The sequence below is a fragment of the Rhizobium sp. CF142 genome, from assembly GCF_000281145.1.
Taxonomy (GTDB): Bacteria; Pseudomonadota; Alphaproteobacteria; order Rhizobiales; family Rhizobiaceae; genus Rhizobium.
In genome coordinates, this window is the sequence record NZ_AJWE01000086.1 from 36,790 (window position 1) to 55,275 (window position 18,486).

General features: G+C 61.1%; 22 protein-coding genes and 1 pseudogene. 10 read left to right on the plus strand and 13 right to left on the minus strand.

Annotated features, from left to right (window positions below; translation table 11 throughout):
• Positions 1-4 precede the first annotated feature (4 nt).
• On the minus strand, positions 5-214 hold the full coding sequence (napE, locus tag PMI11_RS16340; RefSeq protein WP_007818980.1) for a periplasmic nitrate reductase, NapE protein: 210 nt from the start codon (positions 212-214) through the stop codon (positions 5-7).
• A 393-nt stretch (positions 215-607) separates the two neighbouring features.
• On the opposite strand from napE, the gene PMI11_RS16345 reads away from it, so the two are divergent.
• A complete protein-coding gene (locus PMI11_RS16345; protein ID WP_007818982.1) occupies positions 608-1,264 on the plus strand; it encodes a glutathione S-transferase family protein in 657 nt (218 codons plus the stop codon).
• A 49-nt stretch (positions 1,265-1,313) separates the two neighbouring features.
• On the opposite strand, the gene PMI11_RS16350 is transcribed toward PMI11_RS16345, so the two are convergent.
• A complete protein-coding gene (locus tag PMI11_RS16350; protein ID WP_007818989.1) occupies positions 1,314-1,787 on the minus strand; it encodes a hypothetical protein in 474 nt (157 codons plus the stop codon).
• A gap of 287 nt (positions 1,788-2,074) precedes the next feature.
• Here PMI11_RS16350 and PMI11_RS16355 point away from each other — a divergent pair, with 287 nt between their 5' ends.
• Positions 2,075-2,755, plus strand: coding sequence for an LssY C-terminal domain-containing protein (locus tag PMI11_RS16355; RefSeq protein ID WP_157179644.1), 681 nt, complete (start codon positions 2,075-2,077; stop codon positions 2,753-2,755).
• A 136-nt stretch (positions 2,756-2,891) separates the two neighbouring features.
• Complete coding sequence (gene gltS, locus PMI11_RS16360) at positions 2,892-4,097, plus strand: sodium/glutamate symporter (protein WP_007818993.1); 1,206 nt, start codon at positions 2,892-2,894, stop codon at positions 4,095-4,097.
• A gap of 112 nt (positions 4,098-4,209) precedes the next feature.
• Here gltS and PMI11_RS16365 read toward each other — a convergent pair whose 3' ends face one another.
• A complete protein-coding gene (locus PMI11_RS16365) occupies positions 4,210-4,980 on the minus strand; it encodes an alpha/beta fold hydrolase (protein WP_007818994.1) in 771 nt (256 codons plus the stop codon).
• A 204-nt stretch (positions 4,981-5,184) separates the two neighbouring features.
• Here PMI11_RS16365 and PMI11_RS16370 point away from each other — a divergent pair, with 204 nt between their 5' ends.
• A complete protein-coding gene (locus PMI11_RS16370; protein WP_007818996.1) occupies positions 5,185-6,165 on the plus strand; it encodes an AraC family transcriptional regulator in 981 nt (326 codons plus the stop codon).
• On the opposite strand, the gene PMI11_RS16375 is transcribed toward PMI11_RS16370, so the two are convergent.
• The 3 genes from PMI11_RS16375 to PMI11_RS16385 all read right to left on the minus strand — a co-directional run bounded on the left by PMI11_RS16375 (position 6,152) and on the right by PMI11_RS16385 (position 9,820).
• A complete protein-coding gene (locus PMI11_RS16375) occupies positions 6,152-6,637 on the minus strand; it encodes a RidA family protein (RefSeq protein WP_007818998.1) in 486 nt (161 codons plus the stop codon). The two genes, PMI11_RS16370 and PMI11_RS16375, sit on opposite strands and share 14 nt — an antisense overlap.
• A gap of 320 nt (positions 6,638-6,957) precedes the next feature.
• Entirely contained in the window at positions 6,958-7,356 is a 399-nt protein-coding gene (locus PMI11_RS16380; RefSeq protein WP_244430585.1) for a hypothetical protein, read from the minus strand.
• 22 nt (positions 7,357-7,378) lie between these two features.
• Positions 7,379-9,820 (minus strand): arylsulfatase, encoded by a 2,442-nt coding sequence (locus PMI11_RS16385; RefSeq protein WP_007819002.1) that lies wholly within the window; start codon positions 9,818-9,820, stop codon positions 7,379-7,381.
• 189 nt (positions 9,821-10,009) lie between these two features.
• Here PMI11_RS16385 and PMI11_RS36520 point away from each other — a divergent pair.
• Positions 10,010-10,226: pseudogene (locus PMI11_RS36520) on the plus strand (transposase); the annotation flags it as partial.
• Positions 10,227-10,281: 55 nt separating this feature from the next.
• On the opposite strand, the gene PMI11_RS38395 reads toward PMI11_RS36520, so the two are convergent.
• Complete coding sequence (locus PMI11_RS38395; RefSeq protein ID WP_280110101.1) at positions 10,282-10,413, minus strand: hypothetical protein; 132 nt, start codon at positions 10,411-10,413, stop codon at positions 10,282-10,284.
• A 75-nt stretch (positions 10,414-10,488) separates the two neighbouring features.
• Positions 10,489-10,860, minus strand: a complete 372-nt coding sequence (locus PMI11_RS16390) for a VOC family protein (RefSeq protein ID WP_007819004.1) — start codon at positions 10,858-10,860, stop codon at positions 10,489-10,491.
• A gap of 68 nt (positions 10,861-10,928) precedes the next feature.
• Between PMI11_RS16390 and PMI11_RS16395 the strand changes: the two genes are divergently transcribed.
• The 3 genes from PMI11_RS16395 to PMI11_RS16405 all read left to right on the plus strand — a co-directional run bounded on the left by PMI11_RS16395 (position 10,929) and on the right by PMI11_RS16405 (position 12,800).
• The gene (locus PMI11_RS16395) at positions 10,929-11,375 is read left to right on the plus strand and encodes a MarR family winged helix-turn-helix transcriptional regulator (protein WP_007819006.1); all 447 of its coding nucleotides are present in this window, start codon (positions 10,929-10,931) and stop codon (positions 11,373-11,375) included.
• A gap of 49 nt (positions 11,376-11,424) precedes the next feature.
• Positions 11,425-11,916 carry a GNAT family N-acetyltransferase gene (locus tag PMI11_RS16400; protein ID WP_007819008.1) on the plus strand — a complete coding sequence of 164 codons (492 nt, stop codon included), beginning with the start codon at positions 11,425-11,427 and terminating at the stop codon, positions 11,914-11,916.
• A gap of 149 nt (positions 11,917-12,065) precedes the next feature.
• The gene (locus tag PMI11_RS16405; protein WP_007819010.1) at positions 12,066-12,800 is read left to right on the plus strand and encodes a phosphotransferase enzyme family protein; all 735 of its coding nucleotides are present in this window, start codon (positions 12,066-12,068) and stop codon (positions 12,798-12,800) included.
• A 157-nt stretch (positions 12,801-12,957) separates the two neighbouring features.
• Here the strand turns inward: PMI11_RS16405 and PMI11_RS16410 are convergent, their stop codons facing one another.
• Positions 12,958-13,851, minus strand: coding sequence for a LysR family transcriptional regulator (locus PMI11_RS16410; protein ID WP_007819012.1), 894 nt, complete (start codon positions 13,849-13,851; stop codon positions 12,958-12,960).
• Between the two features lie 175 nt (positions 13,852-14,026).
• Between PMI11_RS16410 and PMI11_RS16415 the strand changes: the two genes are divergently transcribed.
• Positions 14,027-14,680, plus strand: coding sequence for a hydrolase (locus PMI11_RS16415; protein WP_007819014.1), 654 nt, complete (start codon positions 14,027-14,029; stop codon positions 14,678-14,680).
• 106 nt (positions 14,681-14,786) lie between these two features.
• Here the strand turns inward: PMI11_RS16415 and PMI11_RS16420 are convergent, their stop codons facing one another.
• From PMI11_RS16420 to PMI11_RS16430, 4 genes are all read right to left on the minus strand, one after another.
• Entirely contained in the window at positions 14,787-15,581 is a 795-nt protein-coding gene (locus PMI11_RS16420) for a transglutaminase domain-containing protein (protein WP_007819015.1), read from the minus strand.
• Between the two features lie 170 nt (positions 15,582-15,751).
• Positions 15,752-16,156 carry a PAS domain-containing protein gene (locus tag PMI11_RS16425; RefSeq protein WP_007819016.1) on the minus strand — a complete coding sequence of 135 codons (405 nt, stop codon included), beginning with the start codon at positions 16,154-16,156 and terminating at the stop codon, positions 15,752-15,754.
• Positions 16,153-16,551 (minus strand): WYL domain-containing protein, encoded by a 399-nt coding sequence (locus PMI11_RS38100; RefSeq protein ID WP_244430586.1) that lies wholly within the window; start codon positions 16,549-16,551, stop codon positions 16,153-16,155. The genes PMI11_RS16425 and PMI11_RS38100 overlap by 4 nt, the downstream gene beginning before the upstream one ends.
• A 13-nt stretch (positions 16,552-16,564) precedes the next feature.
• A complete protein-coding gene (locus tag PMI11_RS16430; protein ID WP_007819017.1) occupies positions 16,565-17,374 on the minus strand; it encodes an AraC family transcriptional regulator in 810 nt (269 codons plus the stop codon).
• Here PMI11_RS16430 and PMI11_RS16435 point away from each other — a divergent pair.
• A complete protein-coding gene (locus PMI11_RS16435) occupies positions 17,325-18,404 on the plus strand; it encodes an NmrA family NAD(P)-binding protein (RefSeq protein WP_244430587.1) in 1,080 nt (359 codons plus the stop codon). The genes PMI11_RS16430 and PMI11_RS16435 overlap by 50 nt on opposite strands.
• The last annotated feature ends 82 nt before the right edge of the window (positions 18,405-18,486 follow it).

The following is an 18,486-nucleotide window of genomic DNA, read 5'->3' on the forward strand; positions in this document are numbered from 1 at the left end:
ATCCTCACTCTACCGAGGCCGAAGGCGCGGGCTTGATCTCATGAGGTCCCGGCGGCCCATTGACGATCTGGTACATCCAGACCAGGAAGCCGTAGCCGCCGACGACCCCGACAGCGACAACGGGCCAGATCCCGAAAGCGAGCACGGCGAAGGTCAACAGCTCCCGCCGGCGCTTCTTCCTGAACTCTCCGCCAGTATCCGTGATTTGAGCCACAACGCCTCCCCAGAGTTGCCGACGCTACTGGTATAACCCCTTAAGCGTGTCCAGCCAATCTCCATCTGTTATCGCGACTTGCGCCAGCGCTTCGCGATCGGGAAATCGGCTATGCGAGAGCGGTGTATCGCACGCCTGCCCGGCAGTCCTTGACAGAGATCAAAGCAGTCAGTCGACGGATTGAATCCACCGCGCGGCCGACCCGGCCTTGCCGGACCAACGCACCCTGCCAGGCCTCGTTCTTTGTGACCGGCACGCTATCGTTCCAAGGGTGAGCGATGGCGCACGGCCGGGCTACGCTTGGCCCGCGCGCGGGGATTATATCCATCATCCCGCTGTCGGATTCCCGTCCGCCCGCTCGTCTTCTGGAGAGGCAGGTCAAGGAGAACAGCCATGACGATTACCATTACCGCCTTTGAACGCTCGCCCGATCGCGGCAAGGGTCTGGCGCGTGACATGCGCGTTCGCTGGGCGCTCGAAGAAGTCGGGCAGCCCTACGAAGTTCGCCTTGTCTCGTTCAAGGCGATGAAGCAGGCGGCCCATCTTGCCCTTCAGCCTTTCGGGCAGATTCCGACCTATGAGGAAGGCGATCTCGCCCTCTTCGAATCCGGCGCTATCGTCCTTCATATCGCCAAGCATCATGCCGGCCTGCTGCCGAAGGATGAAAATGGCCGCGCCCGCGCCATCGCCTGGATCTTCGCCGCCGTCTCCACGATGGAACCCGTCATCGTCGACCGCGAAACCGCTAGATATCTGGAGGGCAAGGAGAGCTGGTACGAAGAGCGTCTGGCCTACGTCAACGACCGCATCCGCAAGCGGCTCGGCGAACTCTCCGCCCGGCTTGGCGACGCCGACTGGCTGGACGGAAACTTCACCGCCGGCGACCTGCAGATGATCTCGGTGCTGCTGAGGCTGGAGGGGTCGACCCTGCTGGATGAATATCCAAACCTCTGCGCCTATATCACACGCGGGCAGTCGCGGCCGGCATATAAGCGCGCCTTCGAGGCGCAGAAGGCGGTATTCCTGGCTGTATCGGCTGGCGGGCAATAGTCCTGATAGGGTCGATGGGCGGCGAAGCCGTTGCAGAGCGCGGCGAAATCTACAGGAAAAATCGCCCCTCGGCTTCGTAGCCTTCCGGTTTTGGATCGGGAATAGCATGAAGCTTTTCCTTCATGTCAGCCCGAAGATAGGTGTCGAATACATAGTGTTTGCCATTTCCCTGAAGATGCTTCCCGGTTTTCCGTTCAAGCCAGGCGCTTGCGGTCGCGCCTACAAATTTCGGGTAATGGACTTTCTCGGCTAAGGGCCTGCTGTGACCGAACCGCTCGCGTGCGTTTCCTGAGCATTCGGCTTGAGGGTGTTTCGAGTGGTCGTAGTTCCACCAAACCGAAACACGCAGCTCGCCGAAGCTGATGCTTTCCCAGAGTACCACGGACGGATGTCCGGCAATACCGGCAAACAGGTGACCATCCTCGTCGCTTGGACCATCATCGGGCGGGGCAGCAAGGGATATCCTGCCCTGCTTAATTGCCTCGTTCATCCCTAAGACCAGCAATTTCCGGTAGCTTTCCATGAGCCCCTCGCCTGATTATCTGGCAATACCTTGTTCATAGACTCGGTTGAGGTGGTGGCAAACGAACGACCGACCTGGGAGCACAAAGCCGTCCTAAAAAATCCGGGCTTCTATGTTCGCTTCGGGCCGAAAGCTAGCGAAAGCCTTGACCGCTTTGCGCCACAAGCGGTCGGTGGCAGTTGCTGCCGAAGCCAACTGCAAAATATGAATGTCGCCGCCGCATGTTCGGCGTATGATCCTCCCTGGCAATCGGGGGATTTCCAATGCTTCATCGCACGAAAATCCGCATGGCGACGAGCACCGTGGCTGCCCTGCTGTTCACATATTTGCTGCTTGCCTATTTCGTCATTCCCGAAATATGGATTTTTCACGATGCCGACCGCGTTGCCAAGGTTGGCAACATGGTCACGACCACCGAGCAGGGTATTCCCGGCGACCCCATCAATGTCGGTCTTGTCGGTTCGAAGGAAGAGGTCATCCGGGCGTTCGCGGCTGCCGGATGGGATCCTGCCGATAAGATTACCTTGCGCACATCGATCGATATCGGACTGAGCGTGGTGCTTGATCGGCCTGATCTCGATGCGCCGGTCAGCCCACTGCTTTTTGAGGGCAGAAAACAGGATCTGGCTTTCGAAAAGCCCGTGGGCAAAAGCGCCGACGAACGCAACCATGTTCGTTTTTGGCTGACCGAACAAACCGGCCCAAATGATCGCCCGCACTGGTTGGGCTCGGCAAGTTTTGATCGGGGCGTCGGCTTCAGCCACGATACCGGTCAAATCACGCATCATATCGGCCCTGATGTCGACGCAGAGCGAGACCTTGTCATCAGCGATCTTCTCAAGGCCGGGCAACTTTTGTCGAGCTATGAGATCAATGGCATCGGACCGACCAAAGACGGCCGCAACGGAGGCGGCGATCCCTATTTCACCGACGGAAAGGCTCTCGTCGGCGTCCTTCGAAACCAGTAGCAGGCCGGAGAAGCCAAGTGTGAGATGGTGTCTGGGGAGCAGCGAGGGGGCGAAACAATATTTTCACTGGTTCAGTCAAAGCGCGTGTGTCAGTGTTTTGCAACCGGCAAGGCGCGTCTGGCGGTGAAGGTGGCACATGTCGACAATACAGGTCCCGGGACTGCTGTCGTTCACCATAGCGATCCTCGTGTTCTTCGCTGGCGCGAACCTCAATCGGCTCATCCCCGCCCTCACCCGCTGGAGCATCCCGGAGGCGGTCACGGGCGGGCTCCTGGCAGCACTCGTGACGCTCGTCGCCTATGAGTTCTTCGACATCGAGATCAGCTTCGAGCTTGCTGCACGTGACATGCTGCTGCTTTACTTTTTCACCGGCGTTGGCCTGAATGCGCGGCTCTCCGATCTTCTTGCCGGAGGCAAGCCGTTTCTCATCCTGCTGGGCGTCACGCTTGCGTTTCTCGTGATCCAGAACCTCATTTCCATGGGGGCCAGCGAAGTGCTCGGTCTTCCACAAGGCATGGCAATCCTTCTCGGTTCGACCTCGCTGATCGGCGGACACGGCACGACGATTGCCTGGGCTCCGATTGTGTCGAGCCGTTTCGGTCTCACAAACGCTCTCGAAATCGGCATTGCCAGCGCAACGCTCGGCCTGGTCATCGCCAGCCTCATCGGGGGGCCAATCGCACAGTATCTGATCACCCGGAATGGCCTGAGCGGCCCCAGGGACGAGGAGTTGACAATCGGCGTGTCACGGGATGCCGTTGCCGGCCACGAAGACGATGTCAGTTACATCAGCCTGTTACGCACATTGCTGGTGACAAATGTTGCAATCATCATCGGCTACGCCCTGCACGAGATTATCCTTGAAGCCGGGATCAATCTTCCGCTCTTCGTCGTCTGTCTGCTGACCGCCATCGTGATGACGAACAGCATTCCGATCCTGGCGCCGCGTTTGCCATGGCCGACGCATACCCGCGGTCTGGCGCTTATCTCCGATCTCTCGCTGAACATATTCCTGGCGATGTCCTTGATGAGCATGCAGTTGTGGGGCCTGAGCGGACTGGGTCTTTCGCTCGCGATCGTGCTGGCGGTGCAGACGTTTGCGGCCATCGTCTACATCATCCTGGTCGTGTTCCCGGCCATGGGGCGCAACTATAATGCGGCGGTCATCTCCGCCGGCTTTTGCGGGATTTCGCTCGGCGCTACCCCGACGGCAATAGCCAACATGACGGCAGTCACCAAAATCCACGGAGCAGCGACCGTTGCATTCATCATCCTGCCGCTCGTCTCCGCATTCTTCATCGATCTGGCAAACGCAGCAGTGCTTGGGTTCCTTGTTCGGTGATTGGTCCTGTGCCCTCTGTCCCGTGATCCCATACGCGCCGTGTCCCGCTTGCCTGCGCGTGCTTTCAGCGGGGAGAGGTACTCCCGGCGCGGTGGCGCCGGGAGCAGTATCGTCAGTTCGTGAGCGCGGCCTTTTCAATGACCGCGGCGACCTCGTCCGCATGGACGACGAGGGAGGCATGGCTGCCGGCCACCTCTGTGGTCCTGGCCTTGATCCTGGCCGCGAACAGTTTCTGGGCCTCCGGTGCGATCACCTTGTCCTTCGTGCTGATCACATAGAACGTCGGCTTGTCGTGCCACGCCGCAATATCGACCGGAGTCTCGAAGGCTGTGTGGTTCAGCGGAAGCTGCGAGTTTGCCAGGGATTCGGCGATCTTCAGCGGAAGGTCGGCCGCAACGGCCGAGGGAAACACCTTGGGATCGATATAGAGGTTACCCTTGTCGTCGGGATGAATTGCGTTGCCGCCTTCGGTTGCCGGGCCGTTCTTGGCCAGGATCGCCACAGATTCTCCAACGTCAGGCGCGAAGGCGGAGACGTAGACGAGCGCGGAGACCTTGGGATCGTCACCGGCTTGCGTGATGACCATGCCGCCCCAGGAGTGGCCAACGAGAACGGTCCTGCCATCCTGCTTCGCCAGTGCCTGCTTGGTGGCATCGACATCCGCAGCCAGCGACGTGAGCGGATTTTCGACCAGCGTTACGTTGTAGCCCTTCTTCGTGAGAATGTCGGCAACGGGCTTCCAGCTTGTCTGGTCGACGAAAGCGCCATGGACGAGCACGATATTGTGCGCCGCCCCCTCGGGTAGATCAGCCGATCGGGCGGGTGCGGCAAACGCTGCCCCGGCGACGAGAACGGTGGTGGCTAAGACTAGTATATTTCGCATTGCTTGCTCCTGTTGGGATGCCGGCAACCCCGACCCAAAGGCCAGGCGCTTGAGTAAATTCGCGCTTCCTGTTGCGGCAGTTTGCATTGCTTGCTGGGTCACCTGTCGGCTCGCCGTGACACGAAATAATACGAAGGGTTCTCGGACGTTAGGCCCCAATCGTCCGGATATTGTGTCTGATCGTCCGGAGGACTAACATCGGGCATGGACATCCTCGCCGAAGTGCTCGATCGCGTTCGCCTTGGCGGAACCCTGCTCTTTCACTTCGAGCTCGGTCATCCCTGGAACCTGGCCCTGCCGGAGCGCCCCTACGCCCTGTTCCATTATCTCAGTCGTGGCTCAGCCACCCTCGCCCTCGAACATGGCCAAGAGCTCCGCATGGCGGAGGGCGATCTCGTCGTCATCACACGCGGCGAGCCCCATTTGATTTACTCGGATAGCGGGACGAAGCCGTTCCTGGTTACCGACCTCGATCGACCCTCACATCTTGGCGTCATGCGTCACGGAGGCAGCGCGCAGCCGCTCTCGACGATGATCTGTGGCAATTTCATTCTCTCGTGGCCCGCGCGTGGTAGCGTGATGGAACTGCTTCCGCCCGTACTTCTCCTGAAGCCGACGATGGACGGTCAGTGGCTCGAGGCAATTCTGCGACGCATGGTGAGCGAGTCGGCGCTTGAACGTCCCGGCCAACGCGTCGCGCTCTCGCGAATGACAGAGGTGCTCTTCGTCGAGGTGTTGCGAAGCTGGATCAAATCTCTCCGGCCAGGAGAAGGCGGATGGCTTGGGGCGATGGCCGACCCCTATATTGGACGAGCGCTTGAGCTGATCCACGAACGACCGGATCTGCCCTGGACACTTCGCGACCTCGCACACCGCGTGGGGCTCGGCCGCTCGGTGTTTTCGGCTCGCTTCACCAAGCTCGTCGGCCAGTCCATGCAGCGCTATCTGATCGCACGCCGGATGTCGGAGGCTGCGTTTCTACTGGAAACAAGCGATGAGGGAATTGCCCGGATCGCAAGCCGCGTTGGCTACGAAACCGCCGCGGCGTTCTCGAAGGTGTTCCATCGGCACCACGGCCTGTCACCCGGCCGTTATCGAGCAGCTAGACGCACTGACGGCCGCCCAAGGCCGTCGCTGACCGATCTTGACCAAGCTGACGTCCAAGCCGTCGCTAAGGCCGTATAAGAACCTCAGCTTCAATCTCGACGGGAAGATCAAATGGCAGGCCTGCCACGCCTATCGCGGAGCGGGCGTGGGATCCGCGTTCGCCGCCGTAAACCTCTGCGATAATGTCACTGAAGCCATTGATAACGAGTGGATATGAGTTGAAGGAGGAATCTGTATTCACCATGCCAAAGACACGAAGCCAGCTGTCCACCCGGTCCAGATCGCCCAACGCAACTTTCAGGCTGGCTAACATTGCCAGTGCGGTCAGGCGAGCAGCATGGTAGCCCTCTTCCAGCGACAGATCTTTCCCGACCTTTCCGAGCGGTCGAGCAATCGACCCGTCTGAATTGAGCGGCCCGTGTCCGGAAATATAAACCCTTGACCCTGAAATGCGGACCCAGGGAAAGGAGAGTTTCACGCCAGGCGGAAGCAGGATCGGCGCTGGAAGTTCTAGCCCCAACCGTTGTAGCTGGCTTTCGATATGCGACATTGGTGATCGACTCCTGTTATTGCTGAGGTTCTAACGAGACGCGGCCAGTGGCGCCGCACCCGCTAATGCTAGACAAGTTAGACGCTGTCGCCCGACAGGTGCAGCGCACTCGGCTGCCATAGTCGAGGAAATACAGGGTCCCCGCCGCCGCAACGAAAAGAGGTCGGCTCGAACCCAGCAATCCCCGATCAGGTGTAGCGATAACTTCATCTAGTGAGAGGCCGCTATGGGCCGAAAGCGACCGTTGGTCGCATTTGCCGCAGAATTCCGGATATCTGCGAGAGACGCGCCAATTGCTGACGTCGCGCCGGACGATATCGCTAACGGTCCGAAATGCGGGTGGGCGCCAAGCAGCATACCGCACACCAGACACCCAGCGCGAGGTGGGCCGCGACGACAGGCCACAAAGCGATGCCGGCGATGCCGTGGCGAAGCCACCCAAGAATGAATATTGCGACCACGGCGAAGTTGTAGATCAGCATCGCTGTCACCAATCCCTTGGCAGCGCCTGCCATATCATCTCGCGCAAGCCAGCAAGCGACGGCCAGGCTCAGGACTGCCGCTCCGGCGACACGGGCGACCGTCATACCGGCAGGTGTGTCTGGTTCGGCCCCAAGGAGCACTTCGATCAAGAGCGCGGGGGCCAGCAGCAATGCCACCCCCGTGATCGCTTCGACCACACCCGTTATCGATAGCAGCAGCCTGGCATTTGTACTCATCGTTCCAAACATGCCGCCCCCACTACTGCCCGAGCTTGAAGGTCAGCTTGTCGATCTTGCCGGAGAACTTGAAAGGAGCTTCGTAGCGATATTCGACCATGGCGACCCCTGTGCGGGTGTCCTGTCCGACATCGAAGCTCTCGTCCTCAGGAAAGGTAACCGGGATCGTATGGTCCAGCGTGTTCGTCGCCACGTCCTTGCCGTCCACCGACAGGACGCCGCTACCGCCCTTGCCGAGGCCCGGACCATCGGACTTGAACGCGAAGACGATTTGATGCTTGCCCGGTTCCAGTTCCGGCCCCTCCCACATCGTGCGCTTCAGGTCGAGAAGGTTGTAGAGAAACACGACCTTGCCGCGCCCGACGCCGAAGTCGCCTTTGCTGAGGAACAGGCCGTAGCCGCCGAACCGTCCGCCCTCGGTGACGATCATGCCGTCCGCGCCGCCTTCGGGTATCTCGACCTCAGCCGTGATCGTATAGGACTTGTTTAGAATGCTTGGCGCGGCACTGGGCGGCACACCGCTCAGTTCCCCCGAATAGGCAAACTCGGTTCGCCCGGCCGTCAGGTTGGGGCGTGGCGTGTTCCAACGGGAAAGCGTCGAATTGTCGAGCGGCAGCACGTCGTACTTCTTCGCCTCGGAATAGAAGAGGTCCTGCATCTGCTTGAGCTTGTCGGGCATCTTGGCGGCCAGGTCGCTGAACTGGGTCGGGTCATCGTTGACGTTGTAGAGTTCCCAGTTATAGCCGGTGATGACGTCGGGCGGCGTGGCGGTGCTCAGCTCCCACGGCCGGGTTGCCGGCGTCGTCGCTGCCACCCAGCCGTTGTCGTAGATGGCGCGATTGCCGAGCATCTCGAAATATTGCGTCGTATGCCGGGTGGGGACATCGGCATTTGCCTTGTCCCATGTGTAGGCCATGCTCACCCCTTCGACCGGCTTCTGAGCGATGCCGTTGATCGTCTCGGGTGCCGGGATGCCGGTGGCTTCGAGGATGGTCGGCACGATGTCGATCACGTGCGAGAACTGGCGGCGGATGCCGCCCACATCAGTGATGTGGCCGGGCCAGGACATCGCCACCCCTTGCGACGTGCCGCCGAAATGCGACGGCACCTGCTTCACCCACTTGAACGGCGTGTCCATCGCCCAGGCCCAGGCCGCGGCGAAGTGCGGGAATGTCCGTTCCGATCCCCAGAACGGATACCAGAGCAACTGGTCCTTCACCGGCACCGGGATGCCGTTGAAGGTGGTGAACTCGTTCGGCGTGCCGTTGAGCATGCCTTCGGCACTCGCGCCATTGTCGCCGCCGATGTAAATGATCAGCGTGTTGTCAAGTTCGCCGAGATCGTCGACCGCCTGAATGACCCGGCCGATCTCATTGTCGGCATAGGCAAGGTAAGCGCCGTAGACATCCGCCTGCTTGATGAAGAGCTTTTTCTCTTCCAGGCTCAGGGTATCCCATTGCGGCAGCTCCTTGGGCCACGGCGTCAAGTGAGCGTTCTCGGGCATGATGCCCAGCCGTTTCTGGTTGGCGAAGATCGTCTCGCGCAGCTTGTTCCAGCCGTCGTCGAAGAGATGCATGTCGCTGATCTTCTTGATCCATTCCGGCGTCGGATGATGCGGCGCGTGCGTAGCACCCGGTACGTAGTAGACGAGCCAGGGCTTGCCGGGTGCGATCTCCTTCAATTGCTTCATGTACTGGATGGCTTCGTCGGCCATCGCGGTTTCCATATTCCAGCTTGGATTGCCCTCGAAGGGGTAGATCGCCGTCGTGTTGCGATAAAGGTTCGGTTGCCATTGGCTGGCATCGCCACCGACGAAGCCATAGAAATAGTCAAAGCCCATGCCGTTCGGCCATTGGTTGAACGGCCCTGCCTGGCTCGACTGATAGGAGGGTGTGTTGTGGTTCTTGCCGAACCACGATGTCGCGTAGCCATTCTCCTTGAGGATTGTGCCGATGGTGCCTTTCTCGATCGGTATGATCGAGTCATAACCCGGAAATCCGGTGGCGATCTCGCCCACCACTCCGGCGCCGACCGAATGATGGTTTCGTCCCGTGATCAAAGCTGCCCGTGTCGGAGAACAGAGCGAGGTCGAGTGGAAATTGGTAAAGCGCAGCCCCTGGTTCGCGATGCGATCCATCGCGGGCGTGGGAATGACGCCACCGAAGGTACTCGGCGCGCCAAATCCCTGGTCATCGGTCATGATCAGCAGCACGTTCGGCGCACCCTTTGGCGGCACGATGCGCGGAGCCCACCAGGGCTGAGACTCCGAGGCCTTCTCCTTGATCACACCGCCGAAATTCGGTGTGGGCGGCGGAAGCTGTTTGCCGTCGAGGGTAATCGTGGCCCCCGGCGCGCCGATCGCGGTTTGCGCGAATGCAACTGGGCAGCCAAATCCGGTCAATGCCGTAAAACCCAGCGCGGCAAGGATGCTACGAGAGATGTGCAAAACACTATGGCGACGCATGGAATCCCTCCTCTTGGCTAAGCGGAGCAGCGTCTACCAAGAAGTAGAGAACCAATATTCGCTCGTGAGAGCACAGAGGTCTGAACCCGGATCGTTCTGGCCAGAATGAACAGGAGCAATAGTTGGCAGCGCTTCCCTCCCAAGACGCATGCAACCGTAGACAAGAATACATGATAGCACGACGGCCTGTGCCGCCCAATCGCTTTCCTCTTGACCCGTGGCTAGGTCGCCGATCGCACGGCTGGCGAGCTGCTTCTCGCCGTTCCTCTACCGTGACCGAAACGCCATCGAGCGCATGTTCGCACAGTTCAAAGACTTCCGCCGCATAGCCACACGGTAGGATCGATCTGCGACGAACGTCCTTGCAGCCGTCTGCCTCGCCGCCACTGTCACCTGCTGGTCATGAGTCAGCGCATGAATTCACGGCAAACAGCCAGACGAGAGTAGCATTTCCTTCGTTCTCACTTGGCAGCGCCAAGCAGGTAGCCCCCGTCCCAGTGATAGATCTGCTTGTCGTCGACCGTGACCTTGACGACTGCCTGGAATCCGGCAAGCGTTCCGCTGCCGGCATAGAAGGCGCAGGTTCCTTGCATCGGGCTGGCGGTGTCGTAGGTGAGCCATGCCGCTCTGCGGGCCCATTCAACATCGCTCGACGGACGCCGTTTCGGTTACTTTGTCGAGAGCGTATGCGCAGTTATCGTATAGCCGAATGGATCGACGAAGGCGAAATAGCGTCCGAACGGGCCGTCCTTCGGCGGGAAAGCTATCCGCACGTCGCGCTCGCGCAGATGAGCGTGCAATTCGTCTGCGTCGTCGCAGCCAAACCAGATCGCGATGCCAACCCCCAGCTTCTGCGTGTCGTCAAAGTTCTCGATCGGCGTGCGGACGGCGAATGGGATGGGGTGCGTTTCGAAAACAACCGCGCCCGGAGGGGCTTTTGCCGCGGGCGTAAGCCCGACAATGTCCCGATAGAAGGTCCGTGCGGCGTCCAGATCCTTCGTCTGTATCCCGATGAAATCCGGTCCAATGAGGCGAGGCATGGGCAATCTTTCCTTTTTCTACCTGACGCAGTATCGTCAGGGCCCTGATATAATATAAGGGTACTGATATGTCCAGCCTGATTGATCCGCCTGTTGATGACACCTACCGCTCGCTCGGATATGCGCTGAAGCGGGCGCAGCAGGCGCTGCGGGGCCATCTCGACACCGAGCTTAGAAACATTGGATTGACGACCCCGCAATATTCGGTCCTGGCGGGGCTCGAGGTCAGCGCGGGCTTGTCAAGTGCGGAGCTTGCGCGGCGGGCCTTCGTAACACCGCAGACGATGCAGTCCATCATCGCGACACTCGAACGGGACGGTCTCATCAAGCGAATGGCACACCCGGTACATGGGCGGGTCCTCACCACCGAGCTTACGCCGGATGGGCGCTCAGCACTTCGTGCGGCCCACGAGATTGTCGCCAACGCCGAAGGCCTGGTCCGAAACGCCGTTGCGCCCGATGATCCCGAGATCATATATTCAGCCTTGCTGCGCATAGCAGAGGCCATGCCGTGAGCTTCTCCGAGGGCTTTGCGCAAGCGAACCGACAGATAAAGGGGCCTTCATGTCTCGGCAGATCAAGACCAACAAGCGCGACGACGCCTTTGCGGTGCGGCGCACGGTCTTTATGGACGAGCAGGGCTATGAGAATGAGTTCGACGGCATCGACGACAACCCTGCCTGCGTGCACGTGACGCTCTATATCGATGGCGAGCTGGCGGGGTGCTCACGCTTGTTCCCCGAGCCACTGGAGCGCGCACTTTCGCCCGAGAGCCCGCAGTCACCCACATGCGCGTTCGACGAGGGCGTGACGTCAGGGGAAACCTACCTGCTGGGCCGTGTAGCCGTAATGCCGGCGTTTCGCCGCCGGGGTTTGGCGAGTGTGATCATCGCCGCGAGCGACGAGGCCGCGCGCGAGGCCGGCGCCAAACTGGTGAAGCTGCATGCCCAGGAATACGCGCACGATCTGTATGCCAAGCAGGGCTATATGCAGATCAGCGATGTCGATTACGAGGACGAGGGCCAGCCGCACCTTTGGATGGCTAAGCGGCTGTGATCGCGGATAGTTCCCTCAGCAGCAGATAAGACACTACGTGTCCCCCACCCCTCCGCGTCCACCGGAGGGTAACGCCGAAGACATCGTGGCGTCGCAAACTTTCCCTATTTCTTCCGTCAATTTAAGCATGGCCGCCAAGGACACCGCCAATGGGATGGGAAGCGCTCGGGCAATGGGGTGAAGATGCGGTTCGCATCGAACCGCTCACTGGTGGGGTTGCCAACGACGTGTGGCGTGTCCGCGTCCGCGGGCAGATTGCAGTCGGCCGTCTCGGCTCCCGGACCGACGCCGATCTCGCATGGGAAACCGAACTGTTCCGACACCTCGACCGTGAAGGCATGACCGTTCCAGTGCCGATCCCGACGGTTGACGGCCGGCTGTTCGTGGATGGTCTGGTGGTGATGAAATACATGGAGGGCGGACCGCCCGAGACGGAGTCCGACTGGCGTCGCGTCGCCGACACGCTTCGCGAGCTGCATCGGCTGACGCAGGGGTGGCCGCAGCGTCCGGGCTGGCGGTCGTCGACTGATCTCCTGCATGCCGAAACCGGAACGAGGATCAACCTTTCCGCGATGCCGCCTGAGAGCGTTATTCGATGTCGGGCAGCGTGGGCGCGACTAATCGGGCGTCGGACATGCGTCGTCCACGGCAACCCGAACAACCCTGGCAACATCCGCATGACCGCAGATCGGGTCGCCTTGATCGACTGGGACGAGTCACATGTCGACGTCCCCGACCTCGACCTGGTACTGCCCGACAACGCTGCCGATCTCGACGACGGCGCGCATGACATCGCCGCGCAAGCGTCAGCCGCATGGGAAGCCGCCGTCTGCTGGCAGGACGAGTACGCAGTCAGGCGGCTTGCCGAAGTTCGAGCAGTCTGAGCAGTTTCGACGCATCGACGGGCCGTAAGCGCGCTTCGAGGCGCAGAAGGCGGTGTTCCTGGCCGTATCGGCAGGCGAAAGCCCGCTTTGCGCCAAAAGCGCTCACCCCTACCCTGACATAAAATGAGACAAGCCCGAACCTCGCGCCATCAGTGCCTCAGCGACCGAGGCCCAAAGGCGCCGGAGCCTCTTCGAAACACGCGATCAGCATGTCCGTGAGGACACGTATCTTCCTTGCGGGATGCTGCCCCGCCGGGCGGACAAGATATATGCCCGCCGGAGGTGGCGGATAGCGTGTCATAACCGGAACCAGCGCGCCGGAAGCCAGATGTTCATGGGTAACGCCATCGGGGATCCAGGCTATGCCGAGCCCGGCCAATGCGGCGGCGGCAAGAGCGAGCGCGTTGTCGGCCTTGAAGCGTCCCCGCGGATGAACCGTGATGACCTCGTCTCCATCAGTGAATTGCCAGGCTTCCGTTCCCTGCATGAGGGCCTCATGGCCGGCGAGTTCCTCCGGCGTCTCGGGGGCGCCATGCGTTCTGATATAATCAGGGCTTGCGACCAGCTTCCCGTAGAGCGGACCGATGCGTCTTGCGACCAGGTTGGAGTCCTGCAGATAGCCAATCCGGATCGCGCAATCGAAGCCCTCCGCGATGAGATCGACAAAGCGATCGCTGTAGGACGTGTGGATGTGCAGCTGCGGGTGGCGTTGGGCCATGTCCGCGAGCACGTGCGCGAAGTGGCTGGGGCCGAAAGAAAGCGGCACGGCAATTCGCAAGCGGCCGCGAAGGTCACCGGAAGGCAGGATCGTTTCCCTGGCCGCGTCGATCTCGGCACAGACCCTGGCTGCATGGTCCCGAAACGTGATCCCCTCTTCCGTGAGAGCCGCGCCGCGTGTCGTCCGTGCAAGAAGCTGGACGCCGAGTTCCGCTTCAAGCCGGATGAGCCGGCGACTGACCATCGATTTGGAGATGCCGAGCCGCCGCGCGGCGGGCGAAACTCCTCCGGCATCGGCAACTTCCACGAATGTCCTGAGATCTTCGATTTCCACGTTGGCGTTCCCCATTCCGCGACACAGCTTCACACAAAAGCAGGCTACCGTATCGCAAATAGGAATGACAGTGTCCGTCTCGCAGGCGGCGCCGCTGTCAGCGCATGTCTGCCTTCGTTTCGAGAAATAAATTTAAACCGAACTCACACACAAAACGGCAGCAGAGGATCCCTTCATGACCTTTCGTAATGGCCTTGCCTCGCTTCTTCGCCCTGATGATTCCGTACTCGTTCTGATCGACCACCAGCCCTACCAGCTCGCGAACCTGAACAGCCACGATCCGCAGATGGTGGTCAACAATTCGACGGCTCTGGCAAAGGCCGCCAAGGCTTTCGGCGTGCCGACCATCCTGACCAGCGTGATCGCGGCCCGGGGCGGTCTCATCTTCCCGCAGATCACTGACGTGTTCCCCGACCAGGAGGTGATCGACCGGACGTTCATCAACACCTGGGAGGACAAGAAGGTTGTGGATGCGGTCAAGGCGACAGGCCGCAAGCAACTGATCATCGCTGGTCTATGGACCGAGATCTGCGTCGCGATGCCGGTGATCCAGGCCCTCGGCGAAGGCTGGGATGTGACTGTCATCACCGATGCCTCGGGCGGCACGTCGATCGAGGCCCACGCGGTCGCCATCCAGCGCATGATCGCGGCCGGCGCGAACATGATGACCTGGCTGGCGCTGGCCGCCGAATGGCAGCGCGACTGGGCCCGCCTCGAAACTGCGGGCAAGATAACGGAAGTGCTCGTGCAGCACGCGGCCGGCAGTGGCATCGCCTATCTGTGGGAGCAGCAGCTGCTCAACACGCCAGTGCCTGCTAACGCAGGCTGATTTGAGCGGGGATGACGAGAACCTTGGACGCTTGCCTCGGCTCGTCATCCCCACTAGCTGGACGCGAAGGTTCGATGTCTCTTTTGGGCCGAGCCACGCAATCAGCCTAGACCAGCCAGTCCGGTCTGCGCGCCACCAGCGGCTGATCCGGGCGGGCGGCGAGATCATCCAGCCATGCCAGCGCATCGGGTGGCAGCTGCCGGCTTGCCTGCGGCGCCTCGCGCCAGCGATCCCATTCGGAGGTCTCGCGATTGTTCAAGACGTGGTGGTCACGCAGGACGTTGACCTTCAGGAACCAGAGGCCGGTTGTGCTTCCATGCCCGAAGCTCTCGGGCTCGGCCTCTCCGCGGCGGCACTTCAGCCAGGCCTCCCCAGCCATGAGAAAAGCGTAGCGGGGCATGTCGGCGGCGTCGAACTCGATGTGGTTTCGGCGTCTCAGCATCGCGTCTATCTGCGCGTCGCCGAGCCGCCACTCGCCCGTCCCACTATCCCGATATTCGCAGATCCAGTGATCCTCCCATCCTGTCGAAAAATAGGATGCGAAGCCGCATCGCACACGGGCAGGAACGCCTTTGCTGCGGAGAAACGCACAGAGCATGAGCGCGAAATCCCGGCATGTTCCGATGGATCGCCTGTCGGCCGGCCGCGCCTCGGCAAGAGGACGGTCGTCCAGCTGCATGATGTCGGCGAGCCGCTCGGCGACGGGCAAGGTCTGCCGCGCCCCCGGCCCGAGCTTCGACTGGTCGAGGCCGTATTCCCCGAGCCAGCTGGAATGCACCAGGAGGCCCTGGGCAATGCCGGCGAGATGCCCGACCTCATCAGGGAAAGTTGCGATGGCTTTGGCCTGTTGGCCGGGGTCGGACATCGGCGTGTGCGCTGTCCATCGGTCAAGGCTGGTCATGCTGGCGCTCCCGTTGGTGGATATGATCGCCAGCCAAATCCATCATCGGGCCGCCGGCAAGGTCGGGAAACGGGCAATTCGACCACATTGCCGCATGAAATGATCTGCGTCGTCTCCGATCCGTGACAAAGACGCAAGATCGGTCGAGTGCGGATGAATGGCAAAGCCGCCTAATGCGCCGCCGATCCCTCATCCTCGCGCTCGGCCACCGGCACGACGATGCCGGAATAGAGCACGGGTGATCCGCTCTGATCGCGAAAGGCCCGGCCGAAGGCCGCGACCAGCCGATAGCGCCCATCCCTGCCCTGGACGCGATAGGTGTTCTGCTGCGCGATATCGGCAACGATTACCTCAGAGATCTTCTTTGCCAGATCCGGCCGGTCATCGGGGTGGACGCGCGCAAGATAGTCTTCCAGCGGCAGGCCATGCACCGTGGCTTCAGGGTCGAGGCCGAAAAGCCCGGCAAGCGCGCTGTCTGCGAAGACGAGGTTCCTGACGATATCCCAAGTATAGATCCCAGCATCGCAGGCTGCCTCTTCGAAAGTCTCGAACAAATGAACGACTTCGCCAGTCATTTCCTGCATATCCCCGCGACTGCTTTAGTAGAAACTAAAGGTTTGCCGGACAACTTCAAGGTAGGGTTGACCGCAATACGATGCAGGCCGCCGGCGCATTCAGGCCGGCGACCTTGAGATGATGCCCGTGCCGCCGAGGCTGCACGGATCGTGACTGCTGGATGAATGTTTCGACCGCGCTGATACTCAGCGCGCCATTTCGCTGAAAGGCAAACATCATCTTCGAAAGGTACGTGCCTTCGACGAAACTGCGTGCCCTCCACAATCTCCGGCTTGCTGATCCGGTCCATGCGAAAGTGGCGGAAATCCGCGCGGGCGGCATCCCAGGCGACGAGATACCAAAGTGGTGGCAGGATGAGCATGGCCTGCGGTTCGACCTCGCGCAGTGTTTCCATGTGGGGGCGCCGGTCACGCTGCGAAGTAGCGCGTCGGTGTCGTCCCGAGCGCCTTCTTGAACATCACGATGAAGGCGGTGACGGACTCGTAGCCCAGGTCGCTCGACACCCTCTGGACCGTCGCGCCGCCGGCGAGTTCGCGCAGCGCGATGACCAGGTGCAGCTGCCGCCGCCACCGCCCGAAGGTCAGCCCCGTTTCCTGAACCATCAGCCGCTTCAGGGATCGCTCGCTCATCGCAACGTGGTCTGCCCATTCCGCCAGGGTGCGGCGGTCGCCCGGCTCCGCCGTCAGGGCTGCGGCGATCATGGCGATCTTGGGGTGGCTGGACACCGGCAGTTCCAGCCCCTCTTTCGGCATCAGCGCCAGTTCGTCCAGCAAGACCCGCACGAGCCGGCCGACATGATCATCGGGCGCATAGCCGCCCGGCACATCCGCCAGGCGCAGGATCATCTCGCGCAGCATCGGCGATACGGACAGCGTGCAGCATTCCTGCGGCAGCGCCGCAGCACCCGGTTCGATGAACAGGTAGGACAGGCGGGCATTGGACGTGACCTGGTTGCTGTGCGGCACGCCGCCGGGAATCCAGACCCCGCAGTCCGGCGGGACGATCCACAGGCCGTTTGCGGCCGTGCAGGTCACCGCCCCGTGCAAGGCAAGGATGAGCTGTCCCTGCCGGTGCTGGTGCTGCGGCACCTCGGCTTCGTAGTCGCTGAAGTCGACATGCAGGGCGACCGCCGGGCGACCCAACCGGTCGGGGTCGGGATCGAAGTCCGTGCTGCAGGGGCGCAGCGTCCTGGCGGATTGGCCTGATTTGGAGATCATATGGCATTATCTCCAAATTCGCCTGCACTGCAATCCGCTACAAGCGGACATCAACAACCCGATGGAGACTATCATGCGAATTGCTGTCGTCGGCGCAACCGGCAGGATCGGCGCCCAACTCACCCGAAACCTGCTGAGCGCGGGGCATCAGGTAAAGGCCCTGTCGAGAGGCGGCCCAGCCCTCGACGCCCTGGTCGAAATCGGAGCGGAGCCGTTCCTCGGAAGCTTCGACACGGGCGCCGGAGCGCTCGACACGTTCTTTCAGGATGCCGATGCCGCGTTCCTGATGGTCAAGACCGACTGGAACAACCTGCAAGGCCACTATCCCGCGGTTGCCCAGCGCTTCGTCGATGCGCTCAGCAATTCCCCGGTCAAACTGGCTGTGAGCCTGTCGGCCATGGGATCGGACGTGAAAGGCAAGACCGGCCATTTTGAATGTTTCTACCATCTGGACCAGAAGCTGAACGAACTTACCAATATCGACCTGGTCCATCTGCGCGCCGCCTGGTTCATGGATGATGTGCTGGCGTGGACGGCGCCGGTCGCCAGATATGGTCGCATTGCCTGGTCCTGTAAGCCCGATCTGAAAATGCCCTGGGTGGCGACGGATGACATCGCATTGCTTGCGGCCAGGGAGCTGATCAATCCGACGGGCAGGCACCGGGTGATCCGCGAGGTCGGCTCGGAAGATATCTCGATGAATGAATTGGCCGCGATCATCGGTAAGGAGATCGGCCGGCCGGTGGAGTACCGGTACATCGAAAGAACGCGCAAGGATGTGGAAGCCGAATTCCTGAAGCGCTTCGGGACATCGGAGAGATGGCACGATGACACCCTGACCGCCGACGCCTTGAACAATGGCCTGGTGCGGTTCCAGGGTGAGCGTGAGGTTCGCCCGTCGCTGCCCACCACGATGGAAACGTTTATCAGAGAGGTTTGGAAGCCGCGTTACCTGGAGTCGGTTGCGGCCGAAAACGAACCCGAGACATTTCACATGTGGAGCGCAAAGGAACAGTTGGATTTCCACTGAAAGCTGAGAACCTCCCTCCCGGAGAAGGAGAAGCTCGGCATCGGCCCATCCGTAACTTTTCCCCGGCCAGGCGGCCCGCCTG

Bases quoted from the DNA above. Each gene is read 5' to 3' on its own strand.
- PMI11_RS16345 (WP_007818982.1), top strand. From the start codon at position 608: ATGACGATTACCATTACCGCCTTTGAACGCTCGCCCGATCGCGGCAAG.
- PMI11_RS16350 (WP_007818989.1), bottom strand. From the start codon at position 1,787: ATGGAAAGCTACCGGAAATTGCTGGTCTTAGGGATGAACGAGGCAATT.
- PMI11_RS16355 (WP_157179644.1), top strand. From the start codon at position 2,075: ATGGCGACGAGCACCGTGGCTGCCCTGCTGTTCACATATTTGCTGCTT.
- gltS (WP_007818993.1), top strand. From the start codon at position 2,892: ATGTCGACAATACAGGTCCCGGGACTGCTGTCGTTCACCATAGCGATC.
- PMI11_RS16365 (WP_007818994.1), bottom strand. From the start codon at position 4,980: ATGCGAAATATACTAGTCTTAGCCACCACCGTTCTCGTCGCCGGGGCA.
- PMI11_RS16370 (WP_007818996.1), top strand. From the start codon at position 5,185: ATGGACATCCTCGCCGAAGTGCTCGATCGCGTTCGCCTTGGCGGAACC.
- PMI11_RS16375 (WP_007818998.1), bottom strand. From the start codon at position 6,637: ATGTCGCATATCGAAAGCCAGCTACAACGGTTGGGGCTAGAACTTCCA.
- PMI11_RS16380 (WP_244430585.1), bottom strand. From the start codon at position 7,356: ATGAGTACAAATGCCAGGCTGCTGCTATCGATAACGGGTGTGGTCGAA.
- PMI11_RS16385 (WP_007819002.1), bottom strand. From the start codon at position 9,820: ATGCGTCGCCATAGTGTTTTGCACATCTCTCGTAGCATCCTTGCCGCG.
- PMI11_RS38395 (WP_280110101.1), bottom strand. From the start codon at position 10,413: ATGCAAGGAACCTGCGCCTTCTATGCCGGCAGCGGAACGCTTGCCGGA.
- PMI11_RS16390 (WP_007819004.1), bottom strand. From the start codon at position 10,860: ATGCCTCGCCTCATTGGACCGGATTTCATCGGGATACAGACGAAGGAT.
- PMI11_RS16395 (WP_007819006.1), top strand. From the start codon at position 10,929: ATGTCCAGCCTGATTGATCCGCCTGTTGATGACACCTACCGCTCGCTC.
- PMI11_RS16400 (WP_007819008.1), top strand. From the start codon at position 11,425: ATGTCTCGGCAGATCAAGACCAACAAGCGCGACGACGCCTTTGCGGTG.
- PMI11_RS16405 (WP_007819010.1), top strand. From the start codon at position 12,066: ATGGGATGGGAAGCGCTCGGGCAATGGGGTGAAGATGCGGTTCGCATC.
- PMI11_RS16415 (WP_007819014.1), top strand. From the start codon at position 14,027: ATGACCTTTCGTAATGGCCTTGCCTCGCTTCTTCGCCCTGATGATTCC.
- PMI11_RS16420 (WP_007819015.1), bottom strand. From the start codon at position 15,581: ATGACCAGCCTTGACCGATGGACAGCGCACACGCCGATGTCCGACCCC.
- PMI11_RS16425 (WP_007819016.1), bottom strand. From the start codon at position 16,156: ATGACTGGCGAAGTCGTTCATTTGTTCGAGACTTTCGAAGAGGCAGCC.
- PMI11_RS38100 (WP_244430586.1), bottom strand. From the start codon at position 16,551: ATGGAAACACTGCGCGAGGTCGAACCGCAGGCCATGCTCATCCTGCCA.
- PMI11_RS16430 (WP_007819017.1), bottom strand. From the start codon at position 17,374: ATGATCTCCAAATCAGGCCAATCCGCCAGGACGCTGCGCCCCTGCAGC.